This window comes from Vibrio sp. 10N.261.51.F12 (assembly GCF_041471725.1).
Taxonomy (GTDB): domain Bacteria; phylum Pseudomonadota; class Gammaproteobacteria; order Enterobacterales; family Vibrionaceae; genus Vibrio.
Map to the genome: position 1 here is coordinate 29,736 of NZ_JBFROV010000022.1, position 23,196 is coordinate 52,931.

Annotated in this window: 21 protein-coding genes; 12 read left to right on the forward strand and 9 right to left on the reverse strand. The window is 44.3% G+C overall.

Annotated elements, in window-relative coordinates; genetic code table 11:
- The 3 genes from AB4405_RS14535 to AB4405_RS14545 form a co-directional block, all read right to left on the reverse strand.
- Positions 1 to 452: DUF2796 domain-containing protein (locus tag AB4405_RS14535; protein WP_372061497.1), on the reverse strand; the 452-nt coding region annotated here is incomplete at its 3' end.
- A gap of 56 nt (positions 453 to 508) precedes the next feature.
- On the reverse strand, positions 509 to 802 hold the full coding sequence (locus AB4405_RS14540) for a DUF2607 family protein (RefSeq protein ID WP_102471306.1): 294 nt from the start codon (positions 800 to 802) through the stop codon (positions 509 to 511).
- Positions 803 to 939: 137 nt separating this feature from the next.
- The gene (locus AB4405_RS14545) at positions 940 to 1,491 is read right to left on the reverse strand and encodes a YtfJ family protein (protein ID WP_102471305.1); all 552 of its coding nucleotides are present in this window, start codon (positions 1,489 to 1,491) and stop codon (positions 940 to 942) included.
- Between the two features lie 277 nt (positions 1,492 to 1,768).
- Here AB4405_RS14545 and AB4405_RS14550 point away from each other — a divergent pair, with 277 nt between their 5' ends.
- Positions 1,769 to 1,969 carry a DUF1107 family protein gene (locus tag AB4405_RS14550; RefSeq protein WP_102471304.1) on the forward strand — a complete coding sequence of 67 codons (201 nt, stop codon included), beginning with the start codon at positions 1,769 to 1,771 and terminating at the stop codon, positions 1,967 to 1,969.
- Between the two features lie 91 nt (positions 1,970 to 2,060).
- Here AB4405_RS14550 and msrA read toward each other — a convergent pair whose 3' ends face one another.
- Positions 2,061 to 2,681, reverse strand: coding sequence for a peptide-methionine (S)-S-oxide reductase MsrA (gene msrA / locus AB4405_RS14555; protein ID WP_372061499.1), 621 nt, complete (start codon positions 2,679 to 2,681; stop codon positions 2,061 to 2,063).
- A gap of 167 nt (positions 2,682 to 2,848) precedes the next feature.
- On the opposite strand from msrA, the gene AB4405_RS14560 reads away from it, so the two are divergent.
- The 3 genes from AB4405_RS14560 (at position 2,849) to AB4405_RS14570 (ending at position 8,780) form a co-directional block, all read left to right on the forward strand.
- The gene (locus AB4405_RS14560; RefSeq protein ID WP_372061501.1) at positions 2,849 to 4,564 is read left to right on the forward strand and encodes an autotransporter assembly complex family protein; all 1,716 of its coding nucleotides are present in this window, start codon (positions 2,849 to 2,851) and stop codon (positions 4,562 to 4,564) included.
- Complete coding sequence (locus AB4405_RS14565) at positions 4,564 to 8,337, forward strand: translocation/assembly module TamB domain-containing protein (RefSeq protein WP_372061517.1); 3,774 nt, start codon at positions 4,564 to 4,566, stop codon at positions 8,335 to 8,337. The genes AB4405_RS14560 and AB4405_RS14565 overlap by 1 nt, the downstream gene beginning before the upstream one ends.
- A 92-nt stretch (positions 8,338 to 8,429) precedes the next feature.
- The gene (locus AB4405_RS14570) at positions 8,430 to 8,780 is read left to right on the forward strand and encodes a DUF2799 domain-containing protein (RefSeq protein WP_372061502.1); all 351 of its coding nucleotides are present in this window, start codon (positions 8,430 to 8,432) and stop codon (positions 8,778 to 8,780) included.
- A gap of 131 nt (positions 8,781 to 8,911) precedes the next feature.
- Here AB4405_RS14570 and ppa read toward each other — a convergent pair whose 3' ends face one another.
- Both ppa and fbp read right to left on the reverse strand, forming a co-directional pair.
- The gene (ppa, locus tag AB4405_RS14575; protein ID WP_372061503.1) at positions 8,912 to 9,442 is read right to left on the reverse strand and encodes an inorganic diphosphatase; all 531 of its coding nucleotides are present in this window, start codon (positions 9,440 to 9,442) and stop codon (positions 8,912 to 8,914) included.
- A 152-nt stretch (positions 9,443 to 9,594) separates the two neighbouring features.
- Positions 9,595 to 10,605 (reverse strand): class 1 fructose-bisphosphatase, encoded by a 1,011-nt coding sequence (fbp, locus tag AB4405_RS14580; RefSeq protein ID WP_102471298.1) that lies wholly within the window; start codon positions 10,603 to 10,605, stop codon positions 9,595 to 9,597.
- Positions 10,606 to 10,863: 258 nt separating this feature from the next.
- Between fbp and mpl the strand changes: the two genes are divergently transcribed.
- The 5 genes from mpl to thiQ all read left to right on the forward strand — a co-directional run bounded on the left by mpl (position 10,864) and on the right by thiQ (position 16,446).
- The gene (gene mpl / locus AB4405_RS14585; protein ID WP_372061504.1) at positions 10,864 to 12,213 is read left to right on the forward strand and encodes a UDP-N-acetylmuramate:L-alanyl-gamma-D-glutamyl-meso-diaminopimelate ligase; all 1,350 of its coding nucleotides are present in this window, start codon (positions 10,864 to 10,866) and stop codon (positions 12,211 to 12,213) included.
- Entirely contained in the window at positions 12,213 to 12,863 is a 651-nt protein-coding gene (locus tag AB4405_RS14590) for a flavin prenyltransferase UbiX (protein WP_372061505.1), read from the forward strand. Before mpl ends, AB4405_RS14590 begins: the two co-directional genes overlap by 1 nt.
- A gap of 239 nt (positions 12,864 to 13,102) precedes the next feature.
- Positions 13,103 to 14,071 carry a thiamine ABC transporter substrate binding subunit gene (gene thiB / locus AB4405_RS14595; protein ID WP_102471346.1) on the forward strand — a complete coding sequence of 323 codons (969 nt, stop codon included), beginning with the start codon at positions 13,103 to 13,105 and terminating at the stop codon, positions 14,069 to 14,071.
- A 66-nt stretch (positions 14,072 to 14,137) separates the two neighbouring features.
- The gene (thiP, locus tag AB4405_RS14600) at positions 14,138 to 15,733 is read left to right on the forward strand and encodes a thiamine/thiamine pyrophosphate ABC transporter permease (RefSeq protein WP_372061506.1); all 1,596 of its coding nucleotides are present in this window, start codon (positions 14,138 to 14,140) and stop codon (positions 15,731 to 15,733) included.
- Positions 15,734 to 15,738: 5 nt separating this feature from the next.
- A complete protein-coding gene (thiQ, locus tag AB4405_RS14605; protein WP_372061519.1) occupies positions 15,739 to 16,446 on the forward strand; it encodes a thiamine ABC transporter ATP-binding protein in 708 nt (235 codons plus the stop codon).
- 91 nt (positions 16,447 to 16,537) lie between these two features.
- Here thiQ and yjgA read toward each other — a convergent pair whose 3' ends face one another.
- Entirely contained in the window at positions 16,538 to 17,092 is a 555-nt protein-coding gene (gene yjgA, locus AB4405_RS14610) for a ribosome biogenesis factor YjgA (protein WP_102471294.1), read from the reverse strand.
- Between the two features lie 118 nt (positions 17,093 to 17,210).
- Between yjgA and pmbA the strand changes: the two genes are divergently transcribed.
- Positions 17,211 to 18,554, forward strand: a complete 1,344-nt coding sequence (gene pmbA, locus AB4405_RS14615) for a metalloprotease PmbA (RefSeq protein WP_372061520.1) — start codon at positions 17,211 to 17,213, stop codon at positions 18,552 to 18,554.
- A gap of 235 nt (positions 18,555 to 18,789) precedes the next feature.
- On the opposite strand, the gene AB4405_RS14620 is transcribed toward pmbA, so the two are convergent.
- Together AB4405_RS14620 and zur are read right to left on the reverse strand one after the other, a co-directional pair.
- Positions 18,790 to 19,251, reverse strand: a complete 462-nt coding sequence (locus AB4405_RS14620; RefSeq protein ID WP_102471292.1) for a chemotaxis protein CheX — start codon at positions 19,249 to 19,251, stop codon at positions 18,790 to 18,792.
- A gap of 12 nt (positions 19,252 to 19,263) precedes the next feature.
- Positions 19,264 to 19,713 carry a zinc uptake transcriptional repressor Zur gene (gene zur / locus AB4405_RS14625; protein WP_102471291.1) on the reverse strand — a complete coding sequence of 150 codons (450 nt, stop codon included), beginning with the start codon at positions 19,711 to 19,713 and terminating at the stop codon, positions 19,264 to 19,266.
- A gap of 2,161 nt (positions 19,714 to 21,874) precedes the next feature.
- Between zur and AB4405_RS14630 the strand changes: the two genes are divergently transcribed.
- Both AB4405_RS14630 and AB4405_RS14635 read left to right on the forward strand, forming a co-directional pair.
- Entirely contained in the window at positions 21,875 to 22,111 is a 237-nt protein-coding gene (locus tag AB4405_RS14630; RefSeq protein ID WP_372061508.1) for a hypothetical protein, read from the forward strand.
- Positions 22,112 to 22,243: 132 nt separating this feature from the next.
- Positions 22,244 to 23,194, forward strand: a complete 951-nt coding sequence (locus AB4405_RS14635) for a DUF2971 domain-containing protein (RefSeq protein WP_372061509.1) — start codon at positions 22,244 to 22,246, stop codon at positions 23,192 to 23,194.
- The last annotated feature ends 2 nt before the right edge of the window (positions 23,195 to 23,196 follow it).

Sequence of the window (23,196 nt, forward strand, 5' to 3'; positions counted from 1 at the left end):
TCGTGGTCGTGGTCGTGGTCACTATGATCGGCGTGATTATCGTGCCCATGGTCGTCATGTCCATGATCGTCATGCTTGTCGTGTTCATGATCGTCATGTCCGTGATTATCATGGTCACTGTGTTCGTCGTGAGCGCTTAACCCATGCTCAATGTGAGTATCAACAATAGTACAGCCGAGTGAGCTAGGTAGCGTGAAGATATTATCAGCTTTTGCTAGGAGCATTTCTGCGTTTGCGATCTTCTTTTTTTCAGCCTCAGTATTCGCGGTATGCTCAAATCCGACGACATCAGCACCTGGTGCAGTAATTTCAAACAATAAATCTTGACCGTCTTGAGCAATGTTCATTGCTACTTGCCCGTGGACATGAGCATCGTGCTGGCGAAATTCGTCATTTGCCATTGCCGTAGAAGAGACAATCATCGTTGCCAGTAAAGTCATACGTAGTTTCATGGTGAGTCCTTGTTAAAAATCTGAGTAAATATATTTATTGGTGTCGGCCGTATGGTTTACAGCGTAGAAGGTGGAGATCGGGCTGAAACAGAAAGAGGCAACGTGTTATCGATACCATGATTCAACACTATCGTTGAGACTGTGTAGGTGACGATAGGCGATACTTTGAGGTCAACAATAGGAAGGGAATGTGTGCCTTTTGCATAGAGCGCGCAGTGATGATGTTGATGATCGCCATGAAAATCATAGCGATGGTCGATTGAAATAAAGTTGATCGATAGTAAGAGCAGGCTCAATGCGAGCGCATAATACAAATGTGTACTCGATGTTGTGGCTGGAGTATGTGGCACGAATTACGCTCTTCCATGAAAAAGTGAGTGTTATAGTATAACAATCGATAGAATTTGCCAGATGAAACGGTAGGATTGTTTTTATTTTTTGTGAATATAAAAGGGAGACATACTCCCTTTTACCAATGACGCAGGGACTATAAGCTTTGTGTTATTAAACCGAGAACGGATTTAATCTCGTCATCGCTCAGTACGCCTTCTTTTACAAACAGGACTTTACCTGACTTATCTTGCAGAATGATGGCAGAACTTTCTTCTTGTAATTGCCATGCATTGGCAACGAGGCCATGCTCATCGAGTACCATTGAAGACCAAGGGAATTCTTTTTTACTGTCTTCTGCTGAAGACTTAACGAAGGATCCGGTTCCCCAAATCGCATCGTCTTGATTGATAATAGTGGTGGTTTGATAGCTGTCTTCGGGGAATTTAGCGTCGGTAATGGCCGTCATTAACGCTGCATTCATTTTTTTAGAACTACTGCGCCCAGCAATGGCTTGGATGACGCGTACTTTACCGAGCATTTGTTGGCTTTTCCACTCTGTATAATTAATGGTATCACTGTCTAAAATAAGTTCACCGTGCGCTTTGACTGAAACGGAGCGAGCATTGCCACCCACTTGTACATTCGTCGCCATTGCAAGAGTAGGTATAAAGATAAGTGTTAATGACAGGAGAGACTTTAGTTTCATTATTATATTTCCATATTTTTATTAGATTTCGGGCTAACCATAGGCGAGCCTTAGGTTAACTACAACTTATAGAGTTCGATCTGACCAAGATATGTCCTACACTTGATAAAATCACTACAAGCATAACAGTGATTTATAACTTGTTGCAAAGATGTTAATTTTTGTTTTGTCTAATACAAAAGTTCAGGTATACTTCTAGTCAGACGCAAAAGATATTGCGAGACACTTTAAAGGTGTTTGACACTAGATTTACTCAAACGGATATTGAGGTTAGGTTATGCTGCGAAAATTTACGGTTTATCGTCCCAAACAGATAGCAAAATTTGTCAAAACGTTATTCAAAGGGCAATTTTTTATTGCAGGGCTAGGGTTGTTCATGTTTGATAATGGCAAGGTATTGTTGCCTGGCATGGAAGACCGACGCAAATTGGATGCTTTTAAAGAAATTAATGGAGAGATTGCTGCCTTAGCTTTGTAAGTATAAGGCGATCTCATCCCGAGCATTAAAACGCCTCAGACTTGTTCTGAGGCGTTTTTGTTTACTGGGCATCCTTTGGGTTTACGCGCCGTTATTCTGGTGGAAAACAAACGCCAGTGCCGCCTATGCCACAATACCCATTTGGGTTTTTAGCAAGATATTGCTGATGATACACCTCGGCAAAGTAGTAGCCACTCGCTAGGGCTATTTCTGTTTGAATCGGTCTTGAGTCCCCCAGCGCTGTCTGAAATAAACGAACGCTTGTCTCGACAATATCTCGCTGTGCATCATTGTGGTAATAAATAGCGGAACGATATTGAGTCCCCACATCATTACCTTGACGCATGCCTTGTGTCGGATCATGAGTTTCCCAGAACACTTTAAGAAGCTCCGAAAGACGGATTTGTGTTGTGTCAAAAACAATGCGGACGACCTCTGTGTGTCCAGTCATACCGGAACAAACCTCCTCATAGGTCGGATTAGGCGTATACCCTCCCGCGTATCCAACGGAGGTATTGGTGACCCCGGGTAGTTGCCAAAACACTCGCTCTGCTCCCCAAAAACACCCTAAGCCAACAATGATGCTGTCTTCATCATTCGTTAAAGGCGCCTGTAAATCATTATGATAGATATAGTGTGGTTCCATTGTCGCGATGGCGCTTTCCCTACCAGGAAGGGCTTGTTGTTTGGTGATCATGTCTGTTTTTCGCATGAGTTCTTCCTTTTTTGGACTACTATAGTGAGACAACATCGCTAACAGTCGTATGAAAATGATACTTTTCGATCGGTATGGGTTGTTAGATAAAGACTTACAAATTGAACAAGGTTATCATTCAAACTAATAACAAAAATAGCGAATTTCAGTCTCGATAATAAAGCATGATAAAGAGAGTTTTTCCACCGCTAATGTTTATGCTCGCGTCCATGTCAGTGATGGCAAAGGATGAGATTAGCCTAAACATCAATGGATTGAGCGGCCCCTTGCAAGATAATGTGGATGCGTATGTGTCTGCCATTTCACCGAGTGAATATTCAACATCACTGCGTTTTCAGTCACGCCTGACCAAAGACATTGATGTTGCTCTCAGTGCTTTAGGCTATTACCACGCCAAAAGTGATTTCTCAGTGAACGACAAGCAAGATGAGTTGACGGTGACAGTAACGCCGGGCGAACCTATGCGCGTCAAACTGATGGATATTGTTTTGACAGGTGAAGCGAAAGACGATGCCGACTTTTTGCGTCTTATCAGAGTGACACCGCTCAAAGAAGGTCAAGTTCTTAACCATAGTCAATATGACTCATTGAAATCTAGTATTCGTAACCTCGCTTTGCGAAAAGGGTACTTTGATGGTACTTATTCGTTGAGTCGCCTAGAGGTCGTTCCTGAGCTCAATCAAGCTTTTATTCGTTTGCATTTTGATAGTGGGATTCGCTATCAATTTGGGCAGGCAACGATTACAGGAAGTCAGATCGATATTGATAGAGTGCAGTCTTTACAGCCTTATAAAAGTGGAGATTTCTACCAAGTCGGGAAGGTGGGAGAGCATAACCAAAACCTATCAAATACAGAATGGTTCTCTTCGGTTTTCGTTGAACCTGATCTCACTCAGGTGGGTAACGGCCGTGAAATACCGATGAAGGTATCCTTGGCGCCACAAGTAAAAAATCAATTTGAAACCGGTTTAGGCTATTCAACCGATGTTGGCGCTAAGGTTAAGTTCAAATGGAAGAAACCGTGGATTAACCAACGCGGGCATAGCTTCAATACCAGCCTCGATCTTTCTATTCCTGAGCAACAGGTAACAGCAGCTTATAAAATTCCGTTAGACGATGTATTAAAGGATTATTACGTCATCCAATATGGCCTAAAAAATGTCAATCGTAGTGATAAGAAAACCTTGGAATCTAACCTAGCATTTGAGCGCCATTGGGTGCTTGACCGAGGTTGGCATCGTACTGCCTATATCCGTTACCTTGTTGAAGACTACGAACGAAATTTAGAAGGTGATGTTGGGCAGTTTGTTTTGCCGGGTTTGTCCTACTCACGAGTCGTCTCTCGAGGAGGCGTATTGCCGATGAGTGGTAACAAGCAAACCATAATGTTTGAGGTCGGCGACAAACGAGCACTCTCCGAAACCTCGGTATTCAGAATGCGAGGCACCTCTACCTGGATCAGCAGTATTGGTGAAAATCATCGTGGTCTCTTTAAGGTTGACTTGGGTGCCAATATCGCCGATGACCCTTCTAAGCTTTCCCCATCATTGCGTTTTTACGCTGGTGGTGACAACAGCATTAGGGGTTACGATTATGAAAGTATTTCTCCAGTAGATTCTGCCGGTAATAAAACGGGTGGCCAATACTTAGCAACCAGCTCATTAGAATATCAATATCGAATATACAACGATTGGTGGGCGGCCACATTCTTTGATGTTGGTGATGCCTTTGACGATTCGCCTGTTTGGAAGCGAGGGGCGGGTGTTGGAATCCGTTGGGTCTCTCCGGTTGGTCCAATTAAATTTGATTTTGCAAAAGGGTTGGATGACAAACCGCAAGCAGAATGGCGAATTCACTTTAGTTTAGGGCCAGAGTTATGATGTTAAAAGTTTGGCGCGTAACAAAGTGGGTGTCATTGACACTGACAGCGCTACTGGTATTGATCTTGGCGTTGATTGCGTTTGCTCTTTTTACAAACAAAGGGTTAACCACGATTTTATGGGGGGCGAACCAAGCCCTACCAGAATTAAAGGTAGAGTCGGCAGAAGGGGCGTTGTTTCCTAAGTTTACACTGAACAACGTTTCGTTTAAGGATGAGTCGTTGTTTATTGACCTGAAGGCCGATTCATTAACGCTTGCCGTGGATCTAAATTGCCTTAGCGATCCCAGAGTCTGTGTTAACGAGTTATCTGTTCAAGGTCTAGACTTCTCGATGCCTGAGGTTGCTCCTAGCGATATTCCTCCGGAGCCTAGTGAGCCGTTAACGTCCATCTCGACACCCATTCCGTTGGCCATTGGTATGGTGAACTTAAGTGATATCAAACTTAATATTTTGGGCACTAACGTTAGCTGGGATACCTTTACTACCTCATTAGCGATGACGGGTTCAAAGTTATCGATTGGTAAAACACAGCTTACAACACCAGTGGTGTCTTTATCTGCGAGCGATGCCGCGCCGGAGGCGCCTGAACCGACAACTGCGCAAGCGCCTCAAGAAGAACAAACGAAACAAGCAATTCAGCTTCCAGAAGTGCTCATACCCTTGTTAGTCGAGATTACACGTATTGATATTTACGATTTTACTCTTCAACAAGAAGAGCCTGTGATCGTTAATCATTTGGGGTTGCAGGGCTCTGCTGGTAAGCATGATGTGCGTGTCAAAACCCTTGAATTAGATATGCCGCAGATCGACGCATCGCTGTCAGGCAATATTGCTTTAAACAATGATTATCCACTCGACATCGTATTAAACGCTCACCTAAAAGAAACCGATTTGGCTGGACAAAAGTTGGCGCTGACTGCGGATGGTAGCGTAGGAAAGTTGCGTTTAAATAGTGAGTTTTCTGGCATCATTGATGCAGAGTTATCTGGTGATTTACAACCCCTTGAACCGACATTACCTTTTGATTTCACCTTAACCGATGGTAAGGCTTCGTGGCCATTAAATGGGGAAAGCGAGTATAAAGTTGCAATAGATAAGCTACTGGCAAAAGGCTCACTGGATGGCTATGAGGTTAATTTGCAAACACAGGCATCGGGAAAGCAAATACCGGATGTCAGTGTTGACGTACAAGGTCGCGGTGATCTGACACAAATTAGCCTTGAAACCTTAAAGCTGGATACATTGGGCGGCAGCGTTGAGGGGGCCGTGATGGCGAATTGGGAAGCGCCAGTGAACTGGAAAGCGGATGTTGCGCTGTCCCACATTCAACCCGGCTTACAGTGGCCTGAAGCCGAAGGTGATATCAGTGGTCAATTAGTGACGTCTGGTGAATTGACCGATGCTGGTGGCTGGAAAGTTCAAGTTCCTAAATTAGATATAGTCGGCATATTACGAGAGTATCCTTTATTGATTAAAGGCCAGCTTGATGCTTCAGATGTTACAGGAAAAGGACAATTTAAAGTCGATACGAAGGGGTTATCGCTTGCCCATGGCCCTAACCAACTCAGTGCTAAAGGGAATCTCAACAGCGCGTGGAATATGGATGTAGCGATTAACTTTCCTGATATAGCTAAGACTGTACCAGAGTTACAGGGCTTGTTAATGGGGAATATCGGCCTAAAAGGCAAGATGAAAGAGCCTAATATCTCACTTGATCTTCGAGTCGAAAAGGTGAAATGGGAGCAAGAGGCCAGTATTGAGCAGCTGTCACTTTCTGGTGATGCCCAACCGCTACCGATAGAGAAGGCTAAGGCCAATATTCGCCTTCAAGCTTCTGATATTCAATATCAGGATCAGCGTATAGATTCGGTGGATTTAGCCTTACAAGGTACACAGGCGGAACATGAATTAAATTTGGATATGGTTTCAAGCTTATTATCCGCCAAGTTGAAAGTCATTGGGGCCTTAGTCGATAAGCCAAGCCTAATATGGAGTGGAGAGTTGGCAAGCGCTCACTTTGAAACGGAGCAAGGACCACTTGATCTTCAGCAACCTATCCAAGTAAAAGTGGATGTTGAGAAGCAGGTTGCTGATGTGAGTGCACACTGTTGGGCTCAGTCGAGTTCGCGGATATGTTTAGAAAAAGATATTCAAGCAGGAGCCTCTGGAGAGGCGTTGGTGACACTGAAAAACTTCAACTTCGAACAAATCAAAGCTTATGTACCCAAGCGAACGGATCTTGAAGGAACCGTGAATGCCACTGTTTGGGCAAAATGGGCACCTGATGTCTCTCCAGAGCTGAAATTGGATGTAAATATACCCAAAGGACAAGTGACACAAAAGTTAGAGTCGCCGCTTGTATTAGGGTGGGAAAGTATTCAATTAAAAGCCGACTTAGCCAATGATGAACTCAATGCGTCTTGGTTGTTGGATGTAACGGATAATGGCGACCTATCTGGAAAGGTCACCCTGCCGGATGTCTTAGCTGAAGATAAGCAGATTGACGGTGAACTGGACCTCACCACTTTTAATCTCGACTTTTTACAACCGATAGTCGGTGAGTTCAACCAGCTTAAAGCTAATTTGAGTTCTTCAATTAAGATAAAAGGTGATGTCCTTCACCCTCAAGTATACGGTGACTTCAAGATCGCTGATTTGTCGCTTCAAGGTGATATATCACCAATAGAGGTGGAATCGGGTGACGTCGTCCTTAACCTCGATGGGTATGATGGGACTTTAGATGCCAAGATCCAAACCAATGACGGTGAGTTGTTGGTGAACGGCGATGGTAACTGGCGAGACCTTGATAATTGGCGCAGTAAGATTCGTGTGTTTGCAGATGAATTGAATGTTGACGTACCGCCAATGGTCAAAGTCAAAGTCGTGCCTGATATGACTATTGAAGCCACGCCCAAGCTCGCTAAGGTGACGGGGACGATTGCTTTGCCATGGGGCCGAATCACCGTTGAAGAGCTTCCACCAAGTGCGGTTGCTGTATCGGGCGATCAGGTGGTGCTAAATGCTGATATGACACCACAAGAAGACAATGAGCAGGTTCCTTTCAATATTGAAACGGATGTTGCCATCTCCATTGGCAATGACTTTACAGTCTCTGCCTTTGGTCTTAAAGGTGGCTTACAAGGCAAGCTGCATGTGTCCCAAAAAGACAAAGGGCCATTTGTTCAAGGTGAGGTGAACATCGTCAACGGTTCCTACAGCTCATTTGGACAAGACTTATTGATCGACGAAGGTAAGATATTGATGACGGGTCCAGTGGACCAGCCCTACGTAAATATTAAAGCCATTCGAAACCCTGATACGACAGCGGATGATGTCACGGCTGGTGTTAAAGTCACGGGGCTCGCAAGTGAACCTAAAATAGAAATATTCTCCGATCCGGTCATGCAACAAGCCAATGCGTTGTCATATTTGCTTCGTGGCCAAGATATTGATGGTGAGACAGGAGGCAACGCCCTAACCACGACCTTGATTGGTTTAAGCTTAGCAAAAAGCGGAAAAGTGGTGGGTGAAATTGGCCAAGCGTTTGGTGTGAAAGATTTACAGTTGGATACGGCCGGATCTGGGGATGACTCTCAAGTGACGGTGAGTGGCTATGTATTGCCTGGCTTACAGGTTAAATATGGCGTGGGCATCTTTAACTCTTTGGGTGAGTTCACCGTCCGTTATCGTATAATTGAAGACTTTTATGTTGAAGCGATTTCTGGCCTGTATAGCTCTGTGATATTCCTGTATCAATTTGAAGTGGAATAATGCTCGGTGTGGAACGAGTGGCTATTTAGATTCAGTGCTAAAGTTAAGGCATGTTTACATAATTAGCGATGGGCGCTTTCACGGAGTGAACGATGAAAAATTACATTGTGATGGTCATTGGATTTATGATGGCAGGGTGCGTACAACTGCAGCCACCAATAGCCACTGAAAGCCAAGCATGGCAAGATTTTGGTCAGGCTTGGGCGCTGAAAGGTTACGTCATCAAAAGTGACAATGAGCTGAAAGAGGACTCTCCGCCCTTGACCAGTGCGCAGTACAAGGCATACCAAGTGGGTTATCAAGCGGGCAAAGATGAGTACTGCCAACAGGATCCTTTTGTTATGGGATTGAATGGTAGGATTTATTACGGTATCTGCAACGATGTTAATCGTCGTTTTTCAGAAGAATATAACAGAGGAAAGCAGTCTAGAGCTAAGCGATGAAACCCGTGACGACACTCTGGATGATTACCTGAAAACGGTGATTAGCTTAAACGACAATTACTTGAAGCGATAACTGCTCACATCGGTTTACCATCAAAAAAGCGCTCGTCCAGAGCGCTTTTTTGATCAATCTATTTCTCTTGTGCTCGCTCGTAAGAGGTGAGGATTTCATCACGGGCAGCCTGAGCATCAGCCCAACCTTCTACCTTCACCCATTTCCCCACTTCGAGTTCTTTGTATCGTTCAAAAAACTGCGTGATCTGAGCTTTAAGTAACACGGGAATGTCATCGACGTCTTGAATGTGCTCATATTCTTTTGAAATTTTGCTGTGCGGAACCGCGAAAATCTTTGCGTCTTCGCCAGACTCGTCGGTCATCTTCAACACACCAACAGGGCGACAACGAATCACGGCACCAGGGATGAGTGGGTATGGGGTTGGCACTAACACGTCTACTGGATCACCATCGAGTGAGAGCGTGTCATTAACGTAGCCGTAGTTGCATGGATAAAACATGGGTGCAGACATAAAACGGTCGACGAATATGGCGCCAGAATCTTTGTCGACTTCATATTTGATAGGGTCTGCGTTGGCAGGGATCTCAATGACAACATAGATGTCATCAGGTAATGATTTACCTGCAGGTACATGGTTTAAGCTCATTTGGACATTCCTTCTTTATTCTAAATCCCTATAGATACTAAGGATAGGCGTTGTAGTTCCAATGGGTTAAACAAAGTATATACGCTTAAAATACAAACAAAAAGTGCCTCATTGAGAGGCACTTCGAATTTATATTACTCAGAATTAAATGATTATTCTGGGTATTCAGTTAGGAAAGATTCGACTTTCTCTACCATGACCTTAGAGCCTACAAAGAACGGAACGCGCTCGTGTAATTCTGTTGGTTTTATGTCCATGATACGTTGCTTACCATCGGACGCGATGCCGCCAGCTTGCTCCATAATGAACGCCATTGGGTTGCACTCATAAAGCAAACGAAGCTTACCGCTTGGGTGGCTTTGTGTGCTTGGGTACAGATAGATGCCGCCTTTCAAAAGGTTGCGGTGAAAATCTGATACCAATGAACCAATGTAGCGAGAGGTATACGGGCGATTTTCTGAAGGTTCATTTTCTTGGCAGTATTTAATGTACTTCTTTACACCCATCGGGAAGCGAATGTAGTTCCCTTCATTTATTGAATAAATAGAACCATCTTGAGGAATCATCATGTTTTCATGAGAAAGACAGAACGTGCCGATGGATGGATCGTAAGTAAAGCCATTAACGCCCTTACCTGTGGTGTAAACCAGCATGGTTGATGAACCATAAACCACATAACCCGCAGCAACCTGTTTATTACCTGGTTGTAAAAAATCTTCTTGTGTTGGCGGTGTACCAATCGGAGACACACGACGATAAATCGAGAAGATGGTACCAACCGACACGTTAACGTCGATATTTGAAGAACCATCAAGTGGGTCCATCAGTACAACGTATTTTGCATTCTTATTAAGTTCTTTGTTGAATGCTACGGCTTCATCTTCTTCTTCACTGGCTACGCCACACACTTGGTCACGAGCTTCAAGTGCTGCTTTGAACTTGTCATTAGCATAAAGGTCTAGTTTTTGCTGAGCTTCACCTTGAACATTCTCCGTACCGACGGCTCCGGTAATGTCGACCAAGCCCGCTTTGTTGATTTCTCGGTTTACAATCTTAGCGGCAAGTCGAATTGAAGAAATTAGGGATGATAAATCACCACTGGCGTGGGGGAAGTCGTGCTGTTTCTCAACAATAAACTCGCCTAGGGTGCGCATTTCAGACATGGATTTTCCTTTAATCTACTAACTATTATCTTGGGGGAGGAGTGCAGATGGATGATTTGGGGGTATTCATCTACACGCATGAAATATTGTAGGGCTCAGAACTTTTTAATGGTAATGAAGTAACCGTTATAAACGCTCTATTTGTATGATGAATGTCACAAAACGCCGCGTAACTGTTAACTTCCTCGCTTTTATAGCGTGGTTTGGGTATATATAGCGAAAGCGAGAAAGACGCACACGAACAAAAGAGAACTCGACATGCATATTCATATTCTTGGTATTTGTGGCACCTTCATGGGTGGCGCGGCCGTTTTAGCTCAACAATTAGGTCATAGAGTTACCGGTAGTGATGCCAATGTTTATCCACCGATGAGCACGCTCCTGCAATCTCAAGGAATTGAGATTATTGAGGGCTTTGATCCAAGCCAGCTAGACCCAGCACCCGACTTAGTAGTGATTGGCAATGCCATGAGCCGAGGTAATCCTTGCGTTGAATATGTATTGAACAGAAACCTAAAATACACCTCGGGGCCGCAGTGGTTGCAAGAGTTTTTATTGCATGATCGCTGGGTTATTGCCGTCTCGGGAACGCATGGAAAAACCACGACATCCAGCATGTTGAGCTGGATTTTAGAAGACTGTGGTTATCAACCAGGCTTCTTAGTGGGGGGGGTATTAGGGAACTTTGGTCAATCGGCTCGCTTAGGGGAATCGATGTTTTTTGTTGTCGAGGCTGATGAATACGATAGTGCATTCTTTGATAAGCGTTCTAAGTTTGTTCACTATCATCCACGTACGCTCATTATGAACAACCTTGAGTTTGATCATGCTGATATTTTCGATGATCTAGAGGCAATAAAACGTCAATTCCATCATTTAGTTCGAACGGTTCCTGGTAATGGCCGTATTTTAGCGCCCTCTGCCGATAGCGGAATTCAAGATGTCCTTGGGCGTGGCTGCTGGAGTGAGGTGGAGCATACCGGTGAATCGGCGGATTGGCATGCTGTTAAGCAACAAAAAGATGGCTCTCATTTTGACGTATATTTGCACGGCGAAAAAGTGGGTACCGTGCGCTGGGATTTAGTGGGCGACCACAACGTCGACAATGCACTGATGGCCATCGCGGGCGCGAGGCACGTTGGTGTGACCCCTGAACTTGCTTGTGCAGCCTTAGGTCAATTTATTAACACTAAGCGTCGACTTGAGTTTAAGGGGGAAGTGAACCAAATCTCGCTTTATGATGATTTTGCTCACCATCCAACCGCAATAACGCTGACCCTTGATGGTTTGAGAAACAAGGTCGGTGATAAGCGAATTTTAGCCGTGTTAGAGCCTCGCTCTGCCACAATGAAGCGGGGTGTACATAAAGATAAATTGGCCGAATCTCTTAAGGATGCGGATGAAATCTTCTTGCTCCAACCCGACAATATCGATTGGTCCGTCGCTGACATCGCTGCGCAATGTGCTCAACCTTGTGAGGTTAGAGAGAGTGTTGATGAGCTGGTTCAAGCTATCCAATCGAAAGCTCAGGCTGGCGATCAAATATTGGTTATGAGCAATGGCGGTTTTGGTGGCATTCACCCCAAGTTATTGGAGGCATTGGCGTAATGAACCCTAACAGCATCACAGGTGTTAACGGCACTCATGATAAAGCCATCACCCTTGCCTTTACTGGCGCGTCAGGCGCACCTTATGGCATGCGATTACTAGAGTGTCTATTGGGAGCAGGTTACACGGTTCATCTGCTTATCTCCTCGGCCGCTCGTGTCGTATTGGCAACCGAACATGATATCAAGTTACCCAGCGGGCCTGAAGCGGCGCATAAGGTACTGGTGGCTCAACTCAATTGTCAGCCTGAAAAACTGATAGTGTGTGGCAAGGAAGATTGGTTTTCACCTGTAGCGTCTGGGTCTGCCGCGCCTAAGCAAATGATCATTTGTCCTTGTTCTGCGGGGAGCGTAGCGGCGATTGCACATGGCATGTCGGATAATCTCATTGAGCGTGCGGCTGATGTCGTACTCAAAGAGCGTGGGCAACTGTTGTTAGTCGTGCGTGAAACACCGTTTTCGACCCTGCATTTAGAAAATATGCACAAGCTATCGCAAATGGGGGTGACGATCATGCCGGCCGCTCCTGGGTTTTATCATCAGCCTAAAAGCATCGATGACTTGGTCGATTTTATTGTTGCCCGTGTCTTAGATCACATGGGGATTGCGCAAGCGTTAGTTCCTCGCTGGGGATATGATCAGAGGCAATAGAATAGCGTTGGTGAATTTGTGACGTAACAGTTACAATTCAGCGTCGATAATGTTGCCCAGCGCAAGCTGCGGTGAGATCAGTCACCAAGCTGTTGCTGACTGATCGCTGGGCAAGATCACGAGCAATGGCAACGAAACGACCGATATTAAGGTTGTGCTTATGGAACGCAGAATAATAACTAAGGACAGAATCAGTGAATTCCCCCCGCTTATTTAATTTTACTATTTCCAAAGTCGCGATGGCGGCTTCTCTTCTTGGTGCCGCCCAGCTGGCGAATGCATCAACACTAACCGTGTACACGTATGATTCTTTTGCATCAGATTGGGGCCCGGGCCCAGCAATAGAGAAAGCGTTCGAGGCACAATGTGGTTGTGATTTGCAATTTGTTGCCTTGGATGATGGTGTCTCGATACTGAATCGATTACGTTTAGAAGGCGCATCGACGAAAGCCGATGTTGTGTTGGGGCTTGATAACAATTTAATGAGCGAAGCCAAGTCATCCGGTTTACTGTCAGAACACCGAGTTGATACTAGCGCACTGACGCTCCCAAATGGTTGGACAGATAAGACGTTTGTCCCATTTGACTATGGCTACTTTGCGTTTGTTTACAACAAAGAAAAAGTGAAAAATCCGCCAACAAGCCTGAAAGCACTGATTGAGGATCGTGACGATCTCAGCGTGATTTATCAAGATCCAAGAACCTCTACGCCTGGTCAAGGCCTGCTGCTGTGGATCAAATCAGTTTATGGTGATCAAGCAAGTGAGGCATGGCAACAGCTCGCGAAAAAAACAGTGACAGTAACCAAGGGTTGGTCTGAAGCCTATTCCATGTTTTTAGAAGGAGAGGCCGACTTGGTGCTGTCGTATACCACCTCTCCTGCCTATCACGTTATCGCTGAAAAAGATGAACGGTTTGTGGCGGCTAACTTCTCAGAAGGGCACTACACACAAGTAGAGGTAGCGGCTAAGGTCGCAAGTACTAAAAACAGTGAACTAGCGGATGCCTTTATGCAGTTTGTGGTATCGGAAGACTTCCAATCTCAGATACCGACAGGAAACTGGATGTACCCAGTTATCGATAGCGAGTTACCTGCTGGCTTTGATACGCTAACATTGCCGGCCAAAGCGTTGGCTTTTAGCCCAGATGAAGTGGCAGAAAATCGAAAAACGTGGATTCGTGAATGGCAATCTGCGCTTATTAAGTAGCGCCACCATTGACTCAACTCATCATTATTAAGCGGCCCATATTAGGCCGCTTTTTTCGAGGTATTTGTGATACGTACACCTAAAACCGGTATCGTGATTGTCTTCATTATTGCCGCTTATGTATTGGCATCGCTGTGGGCATTATTATCCTATTCGTCGTTGGGCAATTTCAGTGACTTGATGACCGATGCTTATTACCTGCATGTTGCCAAATTCAGCTTCTATCAAGCCTCGCTATCCACGTTATTAAGCGTGGGTTTTGCTTTACCAGTGGCACATGCACTATCACGTCGGCAATTTATAGGTCGAGGATTACTACTTAAGGTTTTTGGTACTACGTTGGTCCTTCCGGTATTGGTGGGGGTGTTTGGTATTATTGCCGTGTACGGCAATCAAGGCGTTCTTGCACAATTTTTGAGTGTGTTTGATGCCAAGCTCCCTTTCTCAATCTACGGTTTGAACGGCATTCTTATTACGCATGTTTTCTTTAATCTGCCTTTTTCAACTCGTTTATTATTAATGACGATTGAAAGTGTACCAACAGAACAGCGGCGCCTTGCTAAGCATCTAGGAATGAGTAGCTGGACATGCTTCAAGTTGGTGGAATGGCCGAGAATAAAACAACACCTTCCCCATATTATCGGGCTGGTATTCATGCTTTGCTTCACCAGTTTTGCCACGGTGATGGCGCTGGGTGGGGGGCCTAAGGCAACGACGATTGAACTCGCGATATATCAGGCAATTAAATTCGACTTTGATCTACAGGTAGGCGCTGTATTAGCTATTTGGCAAATGGCGATATGCTCTTTATTAGTGCTGTTCGTTGGGCGCTTTAGCCGAGTTGTTGAGGGGGGCAGTGCATTTGGTGTTGCCTCTTTGATTCAGCCTTTGGATTCTTGGCGAAAAAGGGTGTGGGATACCTTTTGGATCATGGTAAGCCTTTTACTTGTCGCCCCGCCGTTATTGATGGTGATCATCGCAGGACTCAATCAAAAAATATTCGATGTATTGACAGACGTGGTGTTTTGGCAGTCATTTTTTTCGTCAATTCAGGTTGCCTTTGTATCCGCGACTATTGCGCTCGTTGCGGGTGTGTTGATACTAAGCTCGACGCGAATGTTAAGGCTGAAAGAGCAATTACGCTTGGCGGATAAGATTGAATTGGTGGGGACGGTAATTTTAGTCACACCGGCATTGGTATTGAGTACGGCAACGTTTCTTATGCTTCGCGGGGTCACGGATGTGTTTAGTTTAGCCGTGGTTATTGTTGTCTTGGTGAATGCGTTAATGGCGCTACCTTTTGTGATTAAAACCTTGAATCAACCTATGCTTCAACTCGCCACACAGTACCATTTACTCTGGCAAAGTCTTGGTATTCTTGGTGTTGCCCGGTTTTTCAGTATGGAGTGGCGAGCGCTAAGAGCGCCACTGATGCATGCTTTTTCAATGAGCTTTATTTTATCGCTGGGGGATTTAACCGTGATTGCATTGTTTGGTAGTCAGGACTTTAAAACATTGCCGTTATACCTTTATCAATTATTGGGCAGCTATCAAATGCAAGCCGCGGCCGTGGTGTCGTTAGTACTTTTTACTGTCAGTATCGGCATGTTTTCATTGACCGAGCGATTAGTCGTGAAAGATAAGCAAAGGAGCGCATTGTGAGTATGATGTTGGAGCTGAATCAAACGAAATATCGATATCATCAGGATTGGTTTGAGTTCTCCTTATGTGTCAATAAAGGCGACATTGTGGCTTTGATTGGCCCGAGTGGGGCGGGGAAGTCGACGTTATTGGCGATGGTCTCTGGTTTTTGTGAACCTGAATCAGGGGACATTCTTGCTGCCGGAAAGTCACTGCTACCGTTAGAGCCCCATCAACGCCCATTAGCGATGCTATTCCAGGACCATAACCTTTTTGAGCATCTAACCGTACAAGAAAACATTGCGTTGGGTGTGCGCCCTTCTTTAAAAATGACGCCAGAGGTGGTTCAGAAGGTGACCGAGGCCGCCAGTAAGGTGGGACTACAAGATTACCTACATAGACTACCTGGTGAGCTTTCTGGGGGGCAAAAACAACGCGTGGCGTTGGCGAGGTGCTTTGTTCAGTCTCGGCCTATTTGGTTGTTAGATGAGCCGTTCTCAGCGTTGGATCCATTGTTAAGAAAGGAGATGCTTTCGGTCGTCAAAACACTGGCTCAAGAAAACGAGATTACCGTAATCATGGTTACCCATCATTTAAATGACGCTAAGGCGATTGCTCATCGTTTTGCTTTTCTGTCCAATGGCAAGATTTCTGAGACGGGAGACATCAATGAACTGGATAGTCTGCATGAGAATACGGAACTAGCGGAGTTTGTGCTTGCTGCACATCATTAATGGTGCGCTATCCATTTTTTAGGTGCTCAAGACGAACGTCACAGGAAGAGCTGGCAGTGAGTGATTGTCCCGCTCACTGCCTAAATCCATATTACTCGGCTTGGTCTTGTGCTTGGTCTTCTTCTTTTGCGACTTCTTCCGCTTTCAGTGCTTGGAAAATTTCACGGTAAGCCTTAGCCGGTTTAGATGCTGACTTCTCTTTCTTGGCTTGGCGAGCCAATTGGCGTAAACGATGGCGGTCAAGGTTTGGATACGTCTCCATTGCTTCTGCAATCGCGGTATCGCCTTCTTCGACAATCTTGTCTCTGAGCTCTTCCAGTTTATGGAAAGCTGCGGTCAGTTGAGAGTGCTTGTTACGTAGCTTATCTAGCGCGGCTTGAATTGGCTCTGGGTCGATATTACGCATGACCTTACCAATGTATTGTAACTGGCGACGTCGAGCTTCATTTTTAAAGCGCTGCGCGTCTTTGATCGCATCTCTTAGGTCATCGCTTAGCGGGAATTTTGCCAACGCGGAAGGCTTCAACTCTACAAGCTCTTCGCCTAATTTTTGCAACGCTTCCATGTCGTTTTTCATTTCGGTTCTACTTACCCAAATGATTTCTTCTTCCTCTTCCCAAGGTGCTTTCTGATTTTTGCGAGCCATGTTTTCTGCCTATATCACTATCTCGTTACGAATATTGGCTATTTTAGCAAGAAATCTGGGGAGAAAGCGAAAAGCTTGTTATTCTAGACGAAGATAAATGATAAAAGTTAGATGGATTATGGACGTAAGAGAGCAAGTCGCACAGCAACAAGCGGAGCTAGAAGCCGCAGTAGCTAAAGCTTTGGACATGGCATCTGTAAGTGCAGACGCCGCTGAAGTCGCTATTACAAAAAGTACTGGATTAAGCGTTTCAACACGACTGTGTGAAGTGGAAAACGTCGAATTTAATAGTGATGGCGCATTAGGCATCACGGTATATCGTGGTCAGCGCAAGGGTAGCGCTTCAACCTCCGATTTGAGTGAAAAGGCCATTGCGCAGACTGTCGCTGCCGCTTTGGACATTGCTCAATATACGTCTGAAGACCCATTTGCAGGTCCTGCACCTAAAGAGCTGATGGTCTCGAACATCCCTGACCTTGATCTTTTTCACCCTGATGAGCCAAACCCTGACACCGCTGCGCAACGCGCTATTGCAGCAGAAAAAGCGGCGTTATCTTACAGCGACCGAATCAAACAAAGTGATGGTGCAAGCTATGACAGTCATTACGGCGTAAAGGTGTACGGCAATAGCCATGGGTTGCTTGCAGGCTACGCCTCGAGTCGACACAGTATTAGCTGTAGTGTCATTGGTGAAGGCAAAAATGGCGATATGGAGCGTGATTATAGTTACACGTTAGCTCGCCATGTTGATGATCTTTGGTCGCCAGAGCGAGTTGGCAAAGAAGCGGCACTGAAAACCGTACAAAGGCTCGACCCGCAAAAAATCAAAACTGGCCAATATCCAATCATGTTCGCCAATGATGTGGCAACAGGATTGATGGGGCACCTAGTGATGGCGATCAGTGGGGGTAACCTATACCGGAAATCGTCTTTCCTTCTTGATAAGCTGGGTGAGACTATCTTACCAACATGGTTTCAGGTTGAAGAAAAGCCACACGTATTACGTGGGTTAGCATCGAGCCCATTTGATAGCGAAGGTTTATTCACTCAAGATCTTGAGATTATCAAAGATGGCCAACTCGCGACTTATCTACTGACCAGTTATGCGGCGCGTAAAATGAACATGACCCCTACTGGGCATGCTGGTGGCATTCATAACTGGTACGTGAAAAATACGGGCCAAGATTTTGATGCAATGTTGAAAACACTCGGTACTGGACTGCTTGTAACAGAAGTCATGGGGCAGGGCGTGAATACCGTAACGGGTGATTATTCGCGAGGAGCCGCAGGATTTTGGGTGGAAAATGGTGAAATCCAATTCCCGGTTTCTGAGATCACGATTGCTTCTAATTTAGAAACCATGTTTAAAAACATTGTTGCTGTCGGCAGTGACGTAGAGACGCGTTCGCAAATTCAAACCGGTTCAATCTTGATTGAATCAATGAAGGTAGCTGGCGATTAATCTTCACGACTGAATCGTTGCCGGATAAAACCGATGCTTCTCGTAGGCATCGGTTTTTTATATCTGACATAATATCTGTCCACTTATTGCGGATTTGCTGATTCGTTTTGCTGAGATTAACGGTAGGGCGATATCACGAGTAAATCAATGACAGGGAAGGTGATGGCCATAAAAAATGCCAGTCACGAAGGAACTGGCATTTGAGTAACGATAGGCTGATTGTGAGAGCGTGGCTTTATTCGAAACAAATTTCGATAAAAGCATTACCCCAATCAGAGGTAAACGGCATGATGATTATGGCGCCATCGCATTTGTGTCTGATGGTGTGCCCTTTACCTGAGACAACAACAGGCGTCGCCATATCAAAATCAAACCCTTTCTCAGCAAGGATACGTTTCGCTCCGCCTGTGACCATATTCGTAATCTCGCCGACCATATCCGTCACTTCTTCATTCAAGCCGTGAGGTCGTTCACCGAGCATATTTTGCATAATCTCTAGCGCCAATCCTTCTTCAAAGGTAATGGACATTGAACCTCGAGATTGAGTGCCAACCATGCCGATCAACCCAGACACGTCTCCACGTGCGACTTCATCTTTTTTTATTCTAGGCTTCAATGGTTTTATCTCCATTGATGCCATCGTTTTTAGCACATTGATGAGTGAGGCTAAAAACGGATTTACAAATTCAGCGCGCATAACTTCTTCTATTTATGTGTGATCTTCCAATGACGAACACGTCTGACAGGTACCATGAGATTCTATAACGTGGTTGGAATATTGAAAGCCATATTTATCAACGTTGCTATTCAACAAGGCTATCAGACTATCATCTTGTAATTCAACGACATTACCGCATTTGTCACAAATAAGGAGATGAGAAAAGTGCTTGTGTTCACCAAATGAACAGCACGAGACAAAGCTATTTGTGGATTCTACGCGATGAATAAACCCCTGTTCCAAGAGAAAATCTAGAGCTCGGTATACAGTCGGAGGCTTAGCTTGGGGTTCGCTGGCTTTTAACTGTTCCAGTAACTCATAAGCACTGGATGCTTTTTTATTGTCGCATATGAGTGTAAATACCTGACGTCTCTGTGGGGTTAAACGAACGCCACGAGCGGCACAAATATCTTCGACTTGCTTGATTAACGGTTGATTCACGTGGTCACCTGCCTAAGCGATATCCGTACATCTTATACTATTTCGTTCAATGCCCCTAGCAGTGGGCACCTAAAAAAACACGAAAAAAGCGGTGTTGTTACCTTTTGAAAAATCATCGATGTACAGCTCTAGTAGTAAAAAGAACATCATAGGCCAAATACTATCTGTACAGGGTTTTTAAGACGAAAAGTCGTATTTTTTATGATGTGGTTTGGATTTTATTTATTATTATTCAATTGCTTATGACTTATTATTCTTATGATAGCTTGAGTCGATGAGTAGCAGGAAATCGTGATGCATGATGGGGGGGCAGTAAAAGGACTATAGCAACCCTTCCTTTAAAGGGTTTAACCAGTTGTTGTCTAGCAGCATGATTCGAGCCGGGTTAATAGGTGAGATTTTAACGGTTATGGGTGTTTGACCATCATCGTTCATATACGTACATAAACGAGGCATTCCTTTTCATATTGTCTGCTGATGTATTGAGGTTCTCTAAGAGAGTTGGGATAAAAGCTCTAATTCGAGCTGTAATTGTGTAGTTTTATAAATGGAGTGCGCATTTTGTTACATTTATGAGGTGTAAGCGTTTTCAAAGCATCAGTTTCATGTATATTTTACGTGACCTTTATTAAGCCGAAGGTTATCTAGCCAACTGACGTTGTTAGTGAATAACTTTGTTCACATCAATTTATTGACCAGTTACCGCCTTGGTAACTGGTTTTTTTACATTCTTTATCCTGACACGATCACCTCACCGGCGGCCCAAAGCCGGTCCCTTATATTTCTTTCTTTTCAAGCGCGGTGATGCCTCGCCCTGCAATCAATTCACGATACATTCGTTTCGGTAAGGAACCAGGTAACCCAGATGAACTGGATTAGGATCTTGATATTGCCTTAGAAGATTCGGTGAAAGTAAACACAACGAGGTTGGTTGTAAAACACCGGAGCAAACAAGATAGAACTCAGTCTGAAGAACGAAGAAAAGCTGCGGTCTCCTCTAACCAATGGTTGCACTGCCAGTTTGCCAACGGTGTGTGAATTGACTATGAGTCGGAACAAAATTAGAACGATTAAGTGTTTATTAAGTATTTGGCCTATCGTAGGCCAATTTATATTAAGTCGTTGTAATTATTTGTAAAATATTTTCAAATAAAACGAAGTAGGCGCGCTATGCAAGCTCGAAAGCGCTCCATGTAGCCGAAAACTTAGAGATTTAGGTCACTAAATCGATTGAGGTAATCAAGGGGATGGACGGGCACCTAAACGGCATGTAGAGATTGAAGAACTTGCCAGTTGCGCCGAAACTTCGAGCAACGTTAAAGGTAAAACGGGCGAACTGCTGCGTTGTTAACAGTATGGGTTAGTGATCCATACTGTTAACAACGCAGGTTGAAGTCCCTAGAACCGTGACTGACCAATCTGCCGTTTGGTGAGTGGGTTCGGTTAACTCGGTGAATGATGCTAATTGGGTAGCTGATCGCAAAGGGATTAATCTTGAAGAGCTCACCGCACTGACATCAGCGAAGGTAAGCAGGGCGTATGTTGGTAAACCGATTGCAGAGTATCTGCTAGTTTGTGGCGGGGAGGGGACTGTGCAGAAGGATAGATTCAACAGTGCTTTAGGCAAGCAGTAACATTAACTCACAGCACTTTAGGGTAGCTTGTCAAAATAACAGGGCGATAAATCGCCCTGTATTCCGTTTTAACTAAATAACTGCAGTACAACCAATACGGCATTTATTAAGTCCCAGCATCGACCATTCAAAAAAGATAGGTTTTTTGGTAAACGTACTTCGATAGTAACTTTCATAGAAATCTACTCCATTTTATCTAAAGAGAGGAATTTGAACTTCTCATAAACGAGAGGCTTAAACCCAACGAAAAGGCTGCTAAGTACAGGCCTTAATATCCCTACTTAGTTGCAATTCGAATCACCTCAATCTATTGATTGGAGTTCTCTTTGATATTCTGGAAATCGAAATTAAAATGAACTTATCATGTGGATTATTATTGTCAATCAATGGCTTATTTTTTCGTTGTTTTTGATGTTGGAGTGGTCGAGGTATTTTTTAATGATATAAAAACTGCGTAAATGTAACCTTTATTTCCTTTAGCTATGTCCTGTAAACAACTTTTCTAACGTTGTGAAATAGGAGAAACCATGCAAGCAAAACACAAAATCATGTTGTTCACGTTTGTGGCAGTTCTGATCGCACTCGCGATGGTCAACAATGTGAGCGCATTCAATCCGCTCAATATTCGAATCAGTAACAACGTATGGATGAGCAAAGTCACACCATCGCAAGACAAAGCCTTTGATACTTTTTCCAATCACAAATACGGTTTTCGGGCGGCGGCCAACCTCGTACGAAATTACCAAGTGCTCGCACTTCTTTGACAAAACGTGAAGAGTACGAGAGCTTTGCTCGATAGGCTGATAACGAAAGTCGAAAAGGCTGGCGTTTGCTGTTGCATATGAAGCGAGTTCTAATTAGTGTCAGTAGATTGACTCATATATGGCGGTGTTTAAATGTACAAGCAGGAAGTGAAAAAACTCTATCATTATCAGAGCATGGAACTGAAAGTTTCGGATGATAGTGAAATCAAAAATAGGGGATTGTCAGTCGATAATGGTCTGATTTTGGATCAATACAAATTGAAGCCACTTCTATTGGGGCTGGCGTATTATGCGAAACCTGAACAGTTTAACGACCCATTTGAGGCTGACTTCGACATATCAATAGATGATCTTTGTGTTGAAACCTTGATTCAATTGCTACCGTTTACGCAGCAAGATGAATTACCAACGCCTTTTCACCCTGAGGTACTGGGTAGTTTTCCGGATGAGAGCATTAGATCTGCATTTGCTGTTATTACCCCTGAACTAAAGGATATGGTGCAAACGGTTTTTATAAACTCAATGAGGCAACAAGCGGGTTTATATTGTTTATCAGCGAAGCCAAATGACACAATAATGTGGGCTCATTACGGAGACTGCCACAGAGGTATCGCTTTGGAGTTCGAAAGGGAAGAAGAATCACATTGTGGCAATATGTGCTTTGAGGTTGAGTACTTTGAAAAGCCACCAGTTATTAAATTTGGTGCCTTAGTTAAAGAGATCATTCAAGCCATAGGAGCGGGTAGCTTAAATGAGAAGGGAAAGCTCTTTGAAAATGCAGAATTGAGGAAGTTGGTTTTCAGTAAAACGGAGAACTGGAGATATGAGGAGGAGTGGCGAGTCAGTCATTTTCCCGGACTTCAAGATATGCCAGGGAAGCTAACGGGGATAGTATTTGGTGCTAATGCTGACGAACGCCTGATTGCATATCTAACAAGTTTAGATCAGCTAAAAGGTGTAGAGTTTAAGTTCTTAGTTCCTAAAAATTATCAATTGGAATTGGTTAGCGAACAAGAGTTTAAAATAGCTAGAGTCATAAAAGATATTGATCCGACACCGTCGCTAATAAGCTCTTGTAGATAGTA

Coding starts and splice junctions, on each gene's coding strand:
- AB4405_RS14545 (WP_102471305.1), bottom strand. CDS start 1,491: ATGAAACTAAAGTCTCTCCTGTCATTAACACTTATCTTTATACCTACT.
- AB4405_RS14550 (WP_102471304.1), top strand. CDS start 1,769: ATGCTGCGAAAATTTACGGTTTATCGTCCCAAACAGATAGCAAAATTT.
- msrA (WP_372061499.1), bottom strand. CDS start 2,681: ATGCGAAAAACAGACATGATCACCAAACAACAAGCCCTTCCTGGTAGG.
- AB4405_RS14560 (WP_372061501.1), top strand. CDS start 2,849: ATGATAAAGAGAGTTTTTCCACCGCTAATGTTTATGCTCGCGTCCATG.
- AB4405_RS14565 (WP_372061517.1), top strand. CDS start 4,564: ATGTTAAAAGTTTGGCGCGTAACAAAGTGGGTGTCATTGACACTGACA.
- AB4405_RS14570 (WP_372061502.1), top strand. CDS start 8,430: ATGAAAAATTACATTGTGATGGTCATTGGATTTATGATGGCAGGGTGC.
- ppa (WP_372061503.1), bottom strand. CDS start 9,442: ATGAGCTTAAACCATGTACCTGCAGGTAAATCATTACCTGATGACATC.
- fbp (WP_102471298.1), bottom strand. CDS start 10,605: ATGTCTGAAATGCGCACCCTAGGCGAGTTTATTGTTGAGAAACAGCAC.
- mpl (WP_372061504.1), top strand. CDS start 10,864: ATGCATATTCATATTCTTGGTATTTGTGGCACCTTCATGGGTGGCGCG.
- AB4405_RS14590 (WP_372061505.1), top strand. CDS start 12,213: ATGAACCCTAACAGCATCACAGGTGTTAACGGCACTCATGATAAAGCC.
- thiB (WP_102471346.1), top strand. CDS start 13,103: ATGGCGGCTTCTCTTCTTGGTGCCGCCCAGCTGGCGAATGCATCAACA.
- thiQ (WP_372061519.1), top strand. CDS start 15,739: ATGTTGGAGCTGAATCAAACGAAATATCGATATCATCAGGATTGGTTT.
- yjgA (WP_102471294.1), bottom strand. CDS start 17,092: ATGGCTCGCAAAAATCAGAAAGCACCTTGGGAAGAGGAAGAAGAAATC.
- pmbA (WP_372061520.1), top strand. CDS start 17,211: ATGGACGTAAGAGAGCAAGTCGCACAGCAACAAGCGGAGCTAGAAGCC.
- AB4405_RS14620 (WP_102471292.1), bottom strand. CDS start 19,251: ATGCGCGCTGAATTTGTAAATCCGTTTTTAGCCTCACTCATCAATGTG.
- AB4405_RS14630 (WP_372061508.1), top strand. CDS start 21,875: ATGCAAGCAAAACACAAAATCATGTTGTTCACGTTTGTGGCAGTTCTG.
- AB4405_RS14635 (WP_372061509.1), top strand. CDS start 22,244: ATGTACAAGCAGGAAGTGAAAAAACTCTATCATTATCAGAGCATGGAA.